15 protein-coding genes are annotated in these 12,621 nt (G+C 72.6%); 11 read left to right on the top strand and 4 right to left on the bottom strand.

Going from position 1 to position 12,621, the window contains the following annotated elements; genetic code table 11:
• Window positions 1–70 precede the first annotated feature (70 nt).
• Complete coding sequence (locus VR894_RS16960; protein ID WP_324653438.1) at window positions 71–586, bottom strand: MarR family winged helix-turn-helix transcriptional regulator; 516 nt, start codon at window positions 584–586, stop codon at window positions 71–73.
• Window positions 587–689: 103 nt separating this feature from the next.
• Between VR894_RS16960 and VR894_RS16955 the strand changes: the two genes are divergently transcribed.
• The 4 genes from VR894_RS16955 to VR894_RS16940 are packed head-to-tail and all read left to right on the top strand — an operon-like array spanning window position 690 to window position 2,936.
• A complete protein-coding gene (locus VR894_RS16955) occupies window positions 690–1,265 on the top strand; it encodes an NADPH-dependent F420 reductase (protein ID WP_324653436.1) in 576 nt (191 codons plus the stop codon).
• Window positions 1,266–1,281: 16 nt separating this feature from the next.
• Window positions 1,282–1,815 (top strand): VOC family protein, encoded by a 534-nt coding sequence (locus VR894_RS16950; protein ID WP_324653435.1) that lies wholly within the window; start codon window positions 1,282–1,284, stop codon window positions 1,813–1,815.
• Window positions 1,812–2,447 carry a serine esterase gene (locus tag VR894_RS16945; RefSeq protein WP_324653434.1) on the top strand — a complete coding sequence of 212 codons (636 nt, stop codon included), beginning with the start codon at window positions 1,812–1,814 and terminating at the stop codon, window positions 2,445–2,447. The genes VR894_RS16950 and VR894_RS16945 overlap by 4 nt, the downstream gene beginning before the upstream one ends.
• 15 nt (window positions 2,448–2,462) lie before the next feature.
• Complete coding sequence (locus VR894_RS16940; RefSeq protein WP_324653433.1) at window positions 2,463–2,936, top strand: DoxX family protein; 474 nt, start codon at window positions 2,463–2,465, stop codon at window positions 2,934–2,936.
• Window positions 2,937–3,044: 108 nt separating this feature from the next.
• Here VR894_RS16940 and hisC read toward each other — a convergent pair whose 3' ends face one another.
• Window positions 3,045–4,124 carry a histidinol-phosphate transaminase gene (hisC, locus tag VR894_RS16935; RefSeq protein ID WP_324653432.1) on the bottom strand — a complete coding sequence of 360 codons (1,080 nt, stop codon included), beginning with the start codon at window positions 4,122–4,124 and terminating at the stop codon, window positions 3,045–3,047.
• A gap of 6 nt (window positions 4,125–4,130) precedes the next feature.
• Here hisC and VR894_RS16930 point away from each other — a divergent pair, with 6 nt between their 5' ends.
• Entirely contained in the window at window positions 4,131–4,553 is a 423-nt protein-coding gene (locus VR894_RS16930) for a phage holin family protein (protein WP_324653430.1), read from the top strand.
• Window positions 4,554–4,557: 4 nt separating this feature from the next.
• On the opposite strand, the gene VR894_RS16925 is transcribed toward VR894_RS16930, so the two are convergent.
• Complete coding sequence (locus VR894_RS16925) at window positions 4,558–6,108, bottom strand: hypothetical protein (protein WP_324653428.1); 1,551 nt, start codon at window positions 6,106–6,108, stop codon at window positions 4,558–4,560.
• Window positions 6,105–6,380, bottom strand: coding sequence for a hypothetical protein (locus tag VR894_RS16920; protein WP_324653427.1), 276 nt, complete (start codon window positions 6,378–6,380; stop codon window positions 6,105–6,107). Before VR894_RS16920 ends, VR894_RS16925 begins: the two co-directional genes overlap by 4 nt.
• A gap of 173 nt (window positions 6,381–6,553) precedes the next feature.
• Between VR894_RS16920 and VR894_RS16915 the strand changes: the two genes are divergently transcribed.
• From VR894_RS16915 to VR894_RS16890, 6 genes are all read left to right on the top strand, one after another.
• Entirely contained in the window at window positions 6,554–7,054 is a 501-nt protein-coding gene (locus VR894_RS16915; RefSeq protein WP_324653426.1) for a low molecular weight protein-tyrosine-phosphatase, read from the top strand.
• A gap of 75 nt (window positions 7,055–7,129) precedes the next feature.
• Window positions 7,130–8,635 carry an adenylosuccinate lyase gene (purB, locus tag VR894_RS16910; protein ID WP_324653425.1) on the top strand — a complete coding sequence of 502 codons (1,506 nt, stop codon included), beginning with the start codon at window positions 7,130–7,132 and terminating at the stop codon, window positions 8,633–8,635.
• 75 nt (window positions 8,636–8,710) lie between these two features.
• Complete coding sequence (locus VR894_RS16905) at window positions 8,711–9,343, top strand: vitamin K epoxide reductase family protein (RefSeq protein WP_324653424.1); 633 nt, start codon at window positions 8,711–8,713, stop codon at window positions 9,341–9,343.
• Window positions 9,344–9,408: 65 nt separating this feature from the next.
• On the top strand, window positions 9,409–9,690 hold the full coding sequence (locus VR894_RS16900) for a metal-sensitive transcriptional regulator (RefSeq protein ID WP_324653423.1): 282 nt from the start codon (window positions 9,409–9,411) through the stop codon (window positions 9,688–9,690).
• A gap of 43 nt (window positions 9,691–9,733) precedes the next feature.
• Window positions 9,734–9,988, top strand: a complete 255-nt coding sequence (locus tag VR894_RS16895; protein WP_324653422.1) for a heavy-metal-associated domain-containing protein — start codon at window positions 9,734–9,736, stop codon at window positions 9,986–9,988.
• 28 nt (window positions 9,989–10,016) lie between these two features.
• The gene (locus tag VR894_RS16890; protein ID WP_324653421.1) at window positions 10,017–12,593 is read left to right on the top strand and encodes a heavy metal translocating P-type ATPase; all 2,577 of its coding nucleotides are present in this window, start codon (window positions 10,017–10,019) and stop codon (window positions 12,591–12,593) included.
• Window positions 12,594–12,621: the final 28 nt, after the last annotated feature.

Here is a 12,621-nt window from a genome sequence, read left to right as displayed (position 1 = left end):
AACCCACGAATCTCGTGAGCGAGGCCCCGGCCCGCAACCGCCTCACGACGAGCCGGTCACGCCATACCGTCTAGGGCATTGCACGCTCATCAGCGGTGCCGTCATACCGCTGGACCATGGGCCGCATCGCGCCCGCGGGGTCGAGTCGTGCCAGGACCGCGTCGCCGATCGCGGTGAGCTGACCCACCTGCTCCGGCGTCAGCGCGTCGATGACGTACCGGCGCACATGGGCGACGTGCCCGGGGGCGGCCTCCTCGACCGTGCGGCGGCCGACGTCGGTCAGTCGGGCGTTCGTCGCTCGGCCGTCCTCCGGGCACGGGAACCGCTCCACCAGCCCGCGCTCCTGCAGACGGCGCACGACGTGGGAGAGTCGCGCCAGCGTCGCGTTCGTCAACGCGGCCAGCTCTGTCATCCGAAGCGTGCTGCCCTCCGCCTCGGAGAGCATCGCGAGGACGTAGTACTCGAAGTGCGTCAGCTCCGCGTCCTGGCGCAGCTGCGCGTTGAGCACGCCGGGCAGCAGCTCGACGAGCGCGACCAGCCGCACCCACGCCGCCAGCTCGTCCCTCGTCAGCCACTCCGTGTCCATGGGATCAGTCTGCCACAAAGGTTGTTGCGACAACCAAAGCCTGCTAGCGTCACTTGTAGCGACAACCAATCGGGCTTGTCGACACAGTCACCAGGAGGCACTCATGGCACACGTCACCATCCTCGGCAAGGGCAACATGGGCCAGGCCATCGCGGGCCTCGTCGAGAAGGGCGGCAACACCGTCCAGCTGCTCGGCAGCAAGGACGTCGACCAGCCCGTCTCGGGGGAGATTGTCGTTCTCGCGGTCTACTACCCGGCGCTCAGGGAGGTCCTGGCGCAGCGCGCGGACCAGCTGGCCGGCAAGGTCGTCGTCGACATCACCAACCCGGTGAACATGGAGACGTTCGACGGGCTCGTCGTGCCGACGGACTCCTCAGCCACCGCGGAGCTCACCGCCGCGCTGCCGAGCTCGCAGGTCATTAAGGCGTTCAACACCAACTTCGCCGCCACCCTGGCGTCTGGCAGCGTCGGTGGTCAGCCGACCACCGTGCTCGTCGCAGGTGACGACGCGGACGCCAAGGCCCGGCTGACCGAGGTCATCATTGCCGGCGGCCTGCGCACCGTCGACGCCGGCTCGCTGCGGCGGGCGCGCGAGCTGGAGGCCGTCGGCTTCCTGCAGATGACCCTCGCCGCCGGCGAGAAGATCTCCTGGACCGGCGGCTTCGCCGTCCAGAACTGAGCAGAGGAGAGTACCGATGCCGTTCTCACCCGTCCGGCTGAACCACGCCGTCCTGTTCGTCGCGGACCTCCAGCGCGCCGAACGGTTCTACACCGGCGTGTTCGGCATGCAGGTGGCCGCCCGGGAGCCCCGCGCCAATGCCGCGTTCCTGCGGCTGCCCCGCTCCGGCAACCACCACGACCTCGGCCTGTTCCAGGTCGACTCGGCCGCGGCGTCCCAGGGCCGGGGCGGCATCGGGCTCTACCACCTGGCCTGGCAGCTCGACACCATCGACGAGCTCGCTGCGGCGCGGACGGCGCTGCGTGACGCCGGGGCGTACACCGGTGAGTCCAGCCACGGCGCCACGAAGAGCATCTACGGCGCAGACCCCGACGGCAACGAGTTCGAGATCATGTGGATGCTCCCGCGAGAGCACTGGGGCGCCTTCGAGAACGCCGCCCCCGTCGAGCGCCTCGACCTCGCCGCCGAGCTGACCCGCTGGTCCGGCGTGCGGACGGCCGGCCGCATAGTGCCCGAGTCCGAGCCGGCCCGTCCGGGACCAGGACGATGACCGGGCATCCGGTCGTTGCCTGGCAGGGCGCTGACGAGGCGGACCGTCCGCTGGTCGTGCTGCTGCACGGCCGCGGCGCCGACGAGCGCGGCATCATCGGGATCGCGGACGACCTGCCGTTCGCACCCACCTACGCGGCGGTCCGCGCACCGATCGCCGAGGGGGGCGGCTACGCCTGGTTCGCCAACCGCGGCGTCGGACGCCCGGTCGCCGACTCCCTGGCCGAGACGATGGCCTGGTTCCACGCCTGGCTCGACGACGTCGCGCCCGGGCGCCGCCCGGTCGTCCTCGTCGGCTTCAGCGGGGGTGCCGCCTTCGCCGGCGGCCTGCTGCTCAGCGACCCGGCCAGGTTCGCCGGTGCCGCGATCCTCCACGGCACGCTGCCGTTCGACGCCGGCGTGCCGGTGACGGCGAACCGGCTCGCCGGGACGCCGGTGTTCGTCGCCCACGGCGACACGGACACCGTTATCCCCGCCGAGCTGCTCAGCCGGACGTGGACCTACCTCCACGGCGACTCCGGTGCCACCGTCCACGGCCGTCGAGACCCCGGCGGCCACACCCTCAGCGACGACACCGTCGCCGAGCTCGCCGACTGGATCGGCGAGCTGACCGACCCCACGACCAAGCGATAGGACAGTTCCACTCCCATGCGACTCCTGCTCCACCCCGGCTCCGCGTCCACCACCGTCCTCGACGCCGCGCTCCTCATCTCCCGTGTCGCCATCGGCCTCATCCTCTTCGTGCACGGATGGCAGAAGCTCACCGAGTTCACCCTCGCCGGCACGGCCGCCTTCTTCGGCGACATGGGCGTCCCGGCCGCCGAAGCGGCCGCGGTGTTCGTCACCGTCGTCGAGCTCGTCGGGGGCGCCGCCCTCATCCTCGGGCTCCTCACCCCACTCATGGCCGCCCTCAACATGGTCAGCCTCCTGGGTGCGTTCTTCATCGTCCACGCCCCGAACGGCCTGTTCGTCGAGAACAACGGCTACGAGCTCGTCCTCGCCCTGCTCGCCGGTCTGCTCCTGCTCGTCGTGCTCGGCGGCGGACGGTTCAGCGTCGACGGGCTTATCGGCCGTCGCCTCGAGCGCACCACCGAGCCGCAGCCGGTGGCCGTGGACGCCTGAGTCCCCCGCGTACGACGCCCACTGCGCCCTTCCGACCAGCGGAGGGGCGCAGTGCTGTCGTCGGGGGGAGGTGCAGCGCACGGCCCACTGCGGGGCACCGCTCGTGGCTCAGGACACCCTCATCCGCTGCCACTGCGCGGCGAGACGGAGCACCGAGTCGTTCCCCTCGATCTCCCCCACGCTCACGCGCACCCCCTCCCCGTCGAATGCTCGCACCACGGCACCGCTGGCGGCAGCCTCGCGGGCGAAGGACACCGCGTGCCGACCGACCTCCAGCCAGTAGAAGTTGCCCTGCGCCTCCGGGACCGTCCAGCCCGTCTCACGCAGCGCCGCGAGCACGCGCGTGCGCTCGGCGATGATCCGCTCGCAGCGGACGGCCACGTCCTTCGCCTCGCGCAGGACGGTGAGCGCCGCGGCCTGTGCCAGGGCATTGACGCCGAACGGGGTCGACGCCGAGCGCAGACCCCGGATCAGCCGGGGGCGTGCCACCGCGTACCCGACCCGCAGGCCCGCGAGCCCGTAGGCCTTGGAGAACGTCCGCAGGACGAGCACGTTCTTGAACTCGGCCGCCAGTGCGAGCCCGTCCGCTGCGTCGTCGTCGCGGACGAACTCCACGTAGGCCTCGTCCATGACGACGAGCACACCGCGGGGCACGCGGGCGAGGAACGCCCACATCTCGTCGTCGTGCACGACCGTCCCGGTCGGGTTGTTGGGGCTGCACACGAGGACGACGCGGGTGCGGTCGGTGATCGCGTCCGCCATGGCGACGAGGTCGTGGCTCCCGTCCTCCCGGACCGGCACGCGGACTCCGGTGGCTCCGGCCACCTGGATCGCGATCGGGTACGCCTCGAAGGAGCGCCAGGCGTGCACGACCTCGTCCCCGGGACGGCAGGCGGCCTTGAGCACGGTCTCCAGGACGGCGACCGAGCCGTTGCCCACGGCGACGCGGTCGGGCTCCGTGCCGAGGTGGGCGGCGATCGCGGCGACCAGCTCGGTGGCGTACATGTCCGGGTACCGGTTGAGGTCGGCGGCAGCATCGGCGACCGCGGCGAGCACGGCGGCGGACGGCGGGAAGGGGTTCTCGTTCGAGGACAGCTTGTACGTCGAGTGGCCGGCCGGCGGGCGCTGACCGGGGACGTAGGCCGGGAGGGAGTCGATGTCCGCGCGGAATCGGAACGCAGGAGCCATGGCGCCATGATCGCACTCCACGCGGGGTCCTCGGCATGGCACGATCTGGCCATGCGGTTCCTCGTGCGCCTCCTCGTCAGCTCGGTCGCCATCTGGGTCACCTCGCTGTTCCTCACCGGGATCTCGCTCACCGAGCGGGAGGGGTGGGAGCAGGTCGTCGTGGTCGCGGTCGTCGGCCTGGTCTTCACCCTGGTCAACCTCGTCGTGAAGCCGATCGTCCACCTCTTCGCGCTGCCGCTGACCATCCTCACGCTCGGGCTGTTCAGCCTGGTGATCAACGCCCTCATGCTCATGCTCACGAGCTGGCTCACCAGCTTCACCGAGTGGGGGCTGTACGTCGACGGGTTCTGGTGGGCGCTGCTGGCGGCGGTCATCATCTCGGTGATCAGCTGGGTGCTCAACGCGATCCTCTCGCCCGACCGCGACTGAGCGCTCACGGCCCGGCCCGCTCGAGCGTGAAGGCCCGCGCCGTCACCGTCGCGCCGGGACCACCCGTGATGGCCGCCAGCCGCTCGGACGTGTGGGCCACCGACACCTCGTGCGCCGCCAGCGCGATCTCGGCGGTCCGCGCGTACTCGCTGATCGAGTGCGACTCCCCCGGCGGGACCTCGAAGCGGAGCTCCCCGGTGGTTCCGGTGGCCAGTGACCTGCTCACCGTGGTGCGGGCCGCCTCCTCCGGGTTGGAGGTCCCGTCGAGCCCGACGAAGGGGTCCTCGAGGTGCTCCAGGTGCAGCACCTCGGTGTCCGCCGGGGTGGGCAGGTGGCCCACGGGCGAGCCGGCGGTCACCACGGTCGAGATGGCGTAGCGCCTGCGCACCAGCGGGTCCGCCGCGAGCCGCATGGCGACGATGCCGCCCTGGCTGAAGCCGACGACGGCGACCGGTTCGTCCGGAGGGATCCCGGCCAGCTCCATCGCCCGTGCCGCCCCGATCTCGACGTCGCTCACCAGACCGCCGAAGGTCTCCAGGTTGGTAAGGTTGTCCACCGGGTTGGGGCCCCCCGGCACCATCGCCTGGGTGCTCGGCAGCAGGACCGTCCAGCTGCGCGTCCCGTCCGGGTGCTCGGTCCGCCGGACCTCCAGGGTGCCGGGCGTGGCGCCGTGGTCCTGGTGGACGGCGCGGAGGCTGTCGACGACCGCGGGCAGGTCCGGGGCGGGCGGCACCTCGCGCGGCGCGGCCACGGTGAGCCGGAGGTCGGTCGCGCTGCCCGGCCGTCGGCCGGTGAGGGCGTGGACGGCGACGGAGAGCGGGATGGCGAGTCGCTGGGCTGCGGTGACGTGGTCGGGGTCGATCGTGCGGCCGTCGTAGGTGAAGGGCCGGGGGACGAGGAACCACGGGACGACGTACTGGCCGCGGTCCCCCAGCTCCCGGACCGCCCCGTCCAGCGCGATGCCGTCCGGTGGCAGGTCGTCATCGCCGTGGACGAGGTTGAGGATCTCGCCGATGCCGTCGAGCGCGTACCCCGCCCCGGTGCTCGGCTCGGTGCCCGGCAGGCGCCCCACGAGTGTGAGCCGCGCGCCGACCGACCGCACCGCGTCGACGGTGGACTGGCCGGGCGAGAGGAGCACCAGCAGGTGCTGGAGCCACGAGGGTGCTGGCGTCCGGGCGTGGACCGCGAGCTCGGCCTCCTGGTAGAGCAGCCGGGCGTACCGCACGGACATGAGCAGCCCGAAGGCCTCCTCACCCAGTCGCTGGGATCCCCACCGGTCGTGGACGGCGGTGTCGACGGCGTCGTCGGCCGCCGCGGCCAGGGCCGGCGCCGCGGCGGCGTCCAGCGCGAAACCTCTCGCGCCGGACATGAGAGCCGCCTCGAGGTGGGACACCTCCACGACGACCTCCTCGAGGCGGGACTCGATGCCCCGCAGCTCATCGGGGTCGACCCTCGTCGCGCCGACACCACCACGGACGTGGACCGCGGTCCGGTGACGCACGTCGGGCCCGACCGGGGCGCCGTCCGCGTCGTCGCTGTGCAGGAGGGCGGTCACGGCCCGCCCCGCGCCGCCTCGACCGCTGCCGAGAGCTCCGTGGCACGCAGCCGCGCCGTCCGCACGAGGTCCTCCAACCGGGCGGCGTGGAGCAGCAGCTCCCCGAGGCGCGCGGTGCACTCGTCAGCGGCCGCGGACTGCCACTGCTCGGGCAGGGCGCCGCGCAGGGCGTCCTCGACGACCCCGACCAGACGCAGCGCGTCATCGACGGCGACGCACCCGTCGCCCGCCCCGCCCCACCCGGCGACGCCCGGCGTGCAGCTCGATGCCATCTCCTCCTCCTCCGTCCACCTGGCCCGACGCTATGCAGGGCCGCCGACGCCCTTCCGGGGCGGGCGCGGGCGCTGGGGACCGCACCGACGCGGCGCCGAGCTGTTGCGCATCGCAGCTGCCGGCCGCGGACCCGTCGGTGGCCTTCGCCCGGGCGGCGGGTGAGAATGCGGTCATGCCCCCCTTCACCGTCTCGTTCGTCTGCACCGGGAACATCTGCCGCTCCCCCATGGGCGAGGTGATCCTGCGCGACCTGCTCGAGCGTGAGGGTCTGCAGGACAGGGTGCAGGTCGTGTCCGCCGGCACGGGCGACTGGCACGTCGGCGGTCCGGCGGACCCGCGCGCGGTCAGCACGCTGCGCCGGTTCGGCCTGGACGGTGAGAGCCACCGGGCCGAGCAGTTCACCTCCCGCAGCTTCGCCGCCGTCGACCTCGTGCTCGCCCTGGACCGCGGCCACGAGCGTGAGCTGCGCAGGATCGCCCCGACGCCGGAGGACGCGGCCAAGGTCCACCTCCTGCGCGGCTTCGACGAGTCCGCCGTCGAGGCCGGCGAGCTCGAGGTCGACGACCCCTACTTCGGTGAGGACGCGGACTTCGTCACCACCTACGAGGAGGTCCTGCCGGCCTGCGAGGGCGTCGTCGCCCACCTCAAGGAGCGGCTGCGCGCCTCGGCCTGAGCGGGCGCCGGCGCCGCCGCACCCGCGGCGAGACGAGGGTGAGGCGAGCGGGCCGGCTCTGAAAGACTGGACGCCATGAGCGAGTACCAGAGCAGCACGTCGTCCGCGAGTCTCCCGGGAAGCACCGCAGCAGCCCCCGGGCGGCACCGCGTCTCCCTCGCGGATCTCGAGCCGCCCGTCGCGATCGGTCCGCTCGACGGCCGCTACCGCGGCGTCGTCGCCCCGCTCGCGGACCACCTGTCCGAGGCGGCGCTCAACCGGGCACGCCTCGACGTCGAGGTCTCCTGGCTCGTCCACCTCACGACGATCGGCGCCCTCCCGGGCGCCCCGATGCTCAGCGACGCGGACGTCGCCTACCTGCGCGACGTCGTCGACTCCTTCGGCGCGGACGAGATCGCCGAGCTCGCGGAGATCGAGCGCGAGACGCGGCACGACGTCAAGGCGGTCGAGTACTTCCTCAAGCGGCGCCTGGCCGCGGCCGCAGCGGCCGTCGGCCCGGACAGCCCGCTGCCCGCGGTCGGGGAGATCGTCCACATCTTCTGCACGAGCGAGGACGTCAACAACCTGTCCTACGCCGTGACCATCCGCGACGCCGTCCGGCAGGTCTGGTTGCCCGCCGCCATCGGGCTGGCGGGGGACCTCGCCGCGCTCGCCCGGGAGACCGCCGAGCTGCCGATGCTCTCCCGCACCCACGGGCAGACGGCGACGCCGACGACCCTCGGCAAGGAGATGGCGGTGCTCGCCGCCCGGCTCCGCCGCCAGCTGCGCCGCGTCTCGGCCGCCGAGTTCATGGGCAAGATCAACGGCGCGACGGGCACCTACGGCGCCCACGTCGTGTCCGTCCCGGGGACCGACTGGCAGGCCGTCTCCCGGTCCTTCGTCGAGGCCCTCGGGCTCACCTGGAACCCGTTGACGACCCAGATCGAGCCGCACGACTGGCAGGCGGAGCTCTACGCGGACATCGCCCGGTTCAACCGGGTGCTGCACAACCTGTGCACCGACATCTGGACCTACATCTCGCTCGGCTACTTCCGCCAGCGGCTGGCGGCGCAGGGCTCGACGGGCTCCTCGACGATGCCCCACAAGGTCAACCCCATCCGCTTCGAGAACGCCGAGGCGAACCTCGAGATCTCCTCCGCGCTGCTCGACACGCTCGGCGCCACGCTCGTCACCTCCCGTCTCCAGCGCGACCTCACCGACTCGACGACGCAGCGGAACATCGGCGTCGCCCTCGGGCACTCGCTGCTCGCCGTCGACAACGTCCGGCGCGGCCTCGCCGGCCTCGACGTCGACACCGCCGCGATGGAGCGTGACCTCGACTCCTCCTGGGAGGTCCTCGGCGAGGCCGTCCAGTCCGCGATGCGAGCCGCGTCCGTCGCGGGTGCCGAGGGCATGGCCGACCCCTACGAGCGGCTCAAAGAGCTGACCCGTGGCCGGGAGGTGGACGCGGAGGGCATGCGCGGCCTCATCGCGGGGCTCGGCCTGCCCGACGACGTCGCGCAGCGGCTCCTCGCCCTCACCCCCGCGACCTACACCGGCCTGGCCGCGGCGCTCGTCGACCACCTCGACGACGTCGGCTGAAAACCTCCGCCACCATCAGGAGACGTGGGACCTTGGTCCGCGGCGATTCGTCCGGATCGCCCGGAGGATGACGGGGTGACCACCACCGAGCCTCGGTCCCGCCTGGACCTGCGCCGCATCCGCCACACCGACGGCTGGATCTTCGGCACCATGCTGCTGTCCGCCTGCATCAGCCTCTTCGCCTCCTTCGTGCTGGCGACCGACGCCATCGAGCTGGCCGCCGACCCCGGCGCGCAGCTGTCGTGCAACATCAGCTCCACGCTGAGCTGCGGGACCGTCGGCGTGGCGTGGCAGGCGAGCCTGTTCGGCTTCCCCAACGCCTTCCTCGGGCTGGTCGCCGAACCGGTGGTCATCACGATCGCCGTCGCCGGCCTCGGCGGGGTCCGCTTCCCGCGCTGGTTCATGTTCGCCGCGCAGGTGGTCTACACGCTCGGGTTCGTGTTCGCGTACTGGCTGTTCTTCCAGTCGATGTTCGTCATCGGTGCGCTGTGCCCGTGGTGCCTGCTCGTCACGCTCTCCACGACGCTCGTCTTCGCCACACTCCTGCACTACAACCTGCGGGAGAACAACCTCTACCTCCCGGCGAGGGCGCACGAGCGGGCGCTCGGGTTCATCCGGGCCGGGTGGGACGGCGTCATTGTGCTCGGCTGGCTGGGCGCCGTCGTCGTCGCCATCATCCTCAAGTACGGGTCCGACCTGCTCCCGTGACGACCGTCACGTGACGGCATACCCCTAGGGGGTATATCGTTACGACTGACGGAAGGGAGCACACCATGGCCGGCTACAGCGGTACCAAGGACGACTACGCCCGCCGCCTGCGGCGGATCGAGGGCCAGGTCCGGGGCATCGCCCGGATGGTCGACGAGGACGTCTACTGCATCGACGTCCTCACCCAGATCTCGGCCGTCACCAAGGCGCTCCAGGCCGTCGGCATCGGACTGGTCGAGGACCACCTCGGCCACTGCGTCGTCGACGCCGCCCGTTCCTCCACCGAGGAGGGCGCCGAGAAGGTCCGCGAGGCGAGCGACGCGATCGCGCGCCTCGTCCGATCCTGACCCGAGCCGCGCCCGCGGCCGGTCCCAACCCAAGGAGAACCCCATGAGCACCGACCCCTCGCCCATCGACCGCACCACCGTCCTCGAGGTCGAGGGCATGACCTGTGGGCACTGCGTGTCCGCCGTGACCCGCGAGCTGGAGGAGGTCAAGGACGTGACGAAGGTCAGCGTCATCCTCCGCAACGGCGAGACCTCCGAGGTCACCGTCGTCTCCGACGCCGTCCTCGACGAGGACGCCCTGCGTGCCGCGGTCGACGAGGCGGGCTACACGGTCACCGCCGTCCACGCCGACAACTGAGCCACCCGACACCCACCTGGAGGTCGTCTTGTCATCCCCCACCAGCACCAGCACCAGCACACCGTTCGGTGAGGTCGACCTCGCCGTCGAGGGGATGACCTGCGCCTCCTGCGTCACGCGGGTGGAGAAGCGGCTCAACGCCGTGCCCGGCGTCAGTGCGACGGTCAACCTCGCCACCGAGAGCGCTCACGTCACCCTCGAGCAGGAGGTGTCCGACCAGGACCTGCTGGGTGCCGTCTCCCGCGCCGGCTATGACGCCACGGTCACCCGCCGGCACGGCGGCCCGAGCGACGAGCCCTACGGTGAGGTCGACCTCGCCGTCGAGGGGATGACCTGCGCGTCCTGCGTCGGTCGGGTGGAGAAGCGGCTCAACGCCGTCCCCGGCGTCAGTGCGACGGTCAACCTCGCCACCGAGAGCGCCCACGTCACCCTCGCGGAGCCCGTCGGCGACCAGGACCTCCTGGCCGCCGTCGAGCGGGCGGGCTACTCCGGGTCGGTCACGCGCCGTCGCACCGCCGACGACGCCGCCCCGGACGGTGAGGAGCACACGCTCGCGGCCCACGGCCACGACGCCGGTGAGGACACCTCCGCCCCCGCGGAGCAGCGACAGACCGACCTGCTGCGCCGGCTGCGCGTGTCCGCCACGCTCACCGCGCCGGTGGTCGCGCTGTCGATGATCCCGGCGCTGCAGTTCGCGGGCTGGCAGTGGGTCGTCGCGGTCCTCGCGCTGCCCGTCGTCACCTGGGGCGCCTGGCCCTTCCACCGGTCCGCCGTCAAGGCGGCCCGGCACGGCGCCTCGACGATGGACACCCTCGTGTCCCTCGGCGTGACCGCTGCGACCCTGTGGTCGCTGTGGGCCCTGCTGCTGGGTGGCACCGGCGAGATCGGGCTGCGGATGACCCCCGCGCTCTTCCCCGCCGAGGGTGCCCTGGGCGAGGTCGGCATGCCCGAGCTCTACTTCGAGGTCGCCGCGGTCGTGACGACCTTCCTCCTCGCCGGCCGCTACGCGGAGTCCCGCTCACGCCGTCGGGCCGGGGACGCGCTGCGCTCCCTGCTGTCCCTCGGCGCCAAGGACGTCGCGCGGCTCCGCGTCGACGCCGCGGGCGGGCGCACCGAGGAGCGGGTGCCCGTCGCGCAGCTCGCCGCCGGCGACCTCTTCGTCGTGCGACCCGGGGAGAAGGTGGCCACCGACGGCGTCGTCGTCGAGGGTGCCTCCGCCGTCGACACCTCGATGCTCACCGGCGAGCCGGTGCCGGTCGACGTCGGTGTCGGTGACCCGGTCACCGGCGCCACGGTCAACTCCTCGGGCCGCCTCGTCGTCCGCGCCACGCGCGTGGGCGAGGAGACGACGCTCGCGCAGATCGGGCGGCTCGTCACCCGCGCCCAGACCGGGAAGGCCCCGGTCCAGCGGCTCGCGGACCGCATCTCCGCGGTCTTCGTCCCGATCGTCATCGTCATCGCCCTGACCACGCTGGCCGTGTGGCTCCTCTCCGGTGCCAACGTCCAGGCAGCCTTCACCGCGGCCGTCGCGGTGCTCATCATCGCCTGCCCGTGCGCCCTGGGGCTCGCCACGCCGACGGCCCTGCTCGTCGGCTCGGGGCGGGCGTCCCAGCTCGGCATCGTCATCAAGGGCCCGGAGATCCTCGAGTCCACCCGCCGCATCGACACCATGGTGCTCGACAAGACGGGCACGGTGACCGAGGGTCGCATGGAGCTCGCCGACGTCCTCACCTCCGGTGACCGCACCGAGGTCCTGCGCCTCGCCGGCGCCGTCGAGTCGGCCAGCGAGCACCCGATCGCGCAGGCCGTCGCCGCCGGCGCCACCGCCGAGCTCGGCACCCTGCCGGAGGTCACCGACTTCGCCAACCACGCCGGCCGCGGCGTCCGGGGCCGGGTCGGGGGCCGCGACGTCCTCGTCGGCCGGCCGGCGTGGCTCGCCGAGCAGGGTGTCGGCGTCGACGACGCGACCGCCCGCGACCACCGGGGGGCGGAGGAGACGGGGGCGACCGCCGTCGTCGTCGCCTGGGACGGCACCGCACGCGGTGTGCTCGCCGTACGCGACACCGTCAAGGCCACCTCTGCGGAGGCGGTCGCCCGGCTGCGGGACCTCGGGGTGCGCCCGATGCTGCTCACCGGCGACAACCGCCGGACAGCCGAGGCGGTCGCCCGCGAGGTCGGCATCCCGGCCGAGGACGTCATCGCCGAGGTGCTGCCCGAGGACAAGCTCGACGTCGTCGCTCGCCTCCAGGGCGAGGGACGCGTCGTCGCGATGGTCGGGGACGGCGTCAACGACGCCGCGGCGCTCGCCCAGGCGGGTCAGCAGGGTCTGGGCCTGGCGATGGGCACGGGCACCGACGTCGCGATCGAGGCGAGCGACATCACGCTGGTGACCGGTGACCTGCGGGCCGCCCCGACGTCGATCTCGGTCTCCCGCGCGACGCTGCGGGTGATCAAGCAGAACCTGTTCTGGGCCTTCGCCTACAACGTCGCCGCGATCCCGCTGGCCGCGCTCGGTCTGCTCAACCCGATGATCGCCGGCGCCGCGATGGCCGCCAGCTCCGTCATCGTCGTCGCCAACTCGCTGCGCCTCCGCCGCGCAACATAACCCCCTCCCCCTGCATGCCGAGAGCGGA

Origin of the sequence: Georgenia sp. H159, assembly GCF_035607575.1 — a bacterium.
Taxonomy (GTDB): domain Bacteria; phylum Actinomycetota; class Actinomycetes; order Actinomycetales; family Actinomycetaceae; genus Oceanitalea.
The sequence above is the reverse complement of the archived record's forward strand: the minus strand, read 5'-3'. Positions and strand labels throughout refer to the sequence as shown.

Bases quoted from the DNA above. Each gene is read 5' to 3' on its own strand.
- VR894_RS16960 (WP_324653438.1), bottom strand. From the start codon at position 586: ATGGACACGGAGTGGCTGACGAGGGACGAGCTGGCGGCGTGGGTGCGG.
- VR894_RS16955 (WP_324653436.1), top strand. From the start codon at position 690: ATGGCACACGTCACCATCCTCGGCAAGGGCAACATGGGCCAGGCCATC.
- VR894_RS16950 (WP_324653435.1), top strand. From the start codon at position 1,282: ATGCCGTTCTCACCCGTCCGGCTGAACCACGCCGTCCTGTTCGTCGCG.
- VR894_RS16945 (WP_324653434.1), top strand. From the start codon at position 1,812: ATGACCGGGCATCCGGTCGTTGCCTGGCAGGGCGCTGACGAGGCGGAC.
- VR894_RS16940 (WP_324653433.1), top strand. From the start codon at position 2,463: ATGCGACTCCTGCTCCACCCCGGCTCCGCGTCCACCACCGTCCTCGAC.
- hisC (WP_324653432.1), bottom strand. From the start codon at position 4,124: ATGGCTCCTGCGTTCCGATTCCGCGCGGACATCGACTCCCTCCCGGCC.
- VR894_RS16930 (WP_324653430.1), top strand. From the start codon at position 4,131: ATGATCGCACTCCACGCGGGGTCCTCGGCATGGCACGATCTGGCCATG.
- VR894_RS16920 (WP_324653427.1), bottom strand. From the start codon at position 6,380: ATGGCATCGAGCTGCACGCCGGGCGTCGCCGGGTGGGGCGGGGCGGGC.
- VR894_RS16915 (WP_324653426.1), top strand. From the start codon at position 6,554: ATGCCCCCCTTCACCGTCTCGTTCGTCTGCACCGGGAACATCTGCCGC.
- purB (WP_324653425.1), top strand. From the start codon at position 7,130: ATGAGCGAGTACCAGAGCAGCACGTCGTCCGCGAGTCTCCCGGGAAGC.
- VR894_RS16900 (WP_324653423.1), top strand. From the start codon at position 9,409: ATGGCCGGCTACAGCGGTACCAAGGACGACTACGCCCGCCGCCTGCGG.
- VR894_RS16895 (WP_324653422.1), top strand. From the start codon at position 9,734: ATGAGCACCGACCCCTCGCCCATCGACCGCACCACCGTCCTCGAGGTC.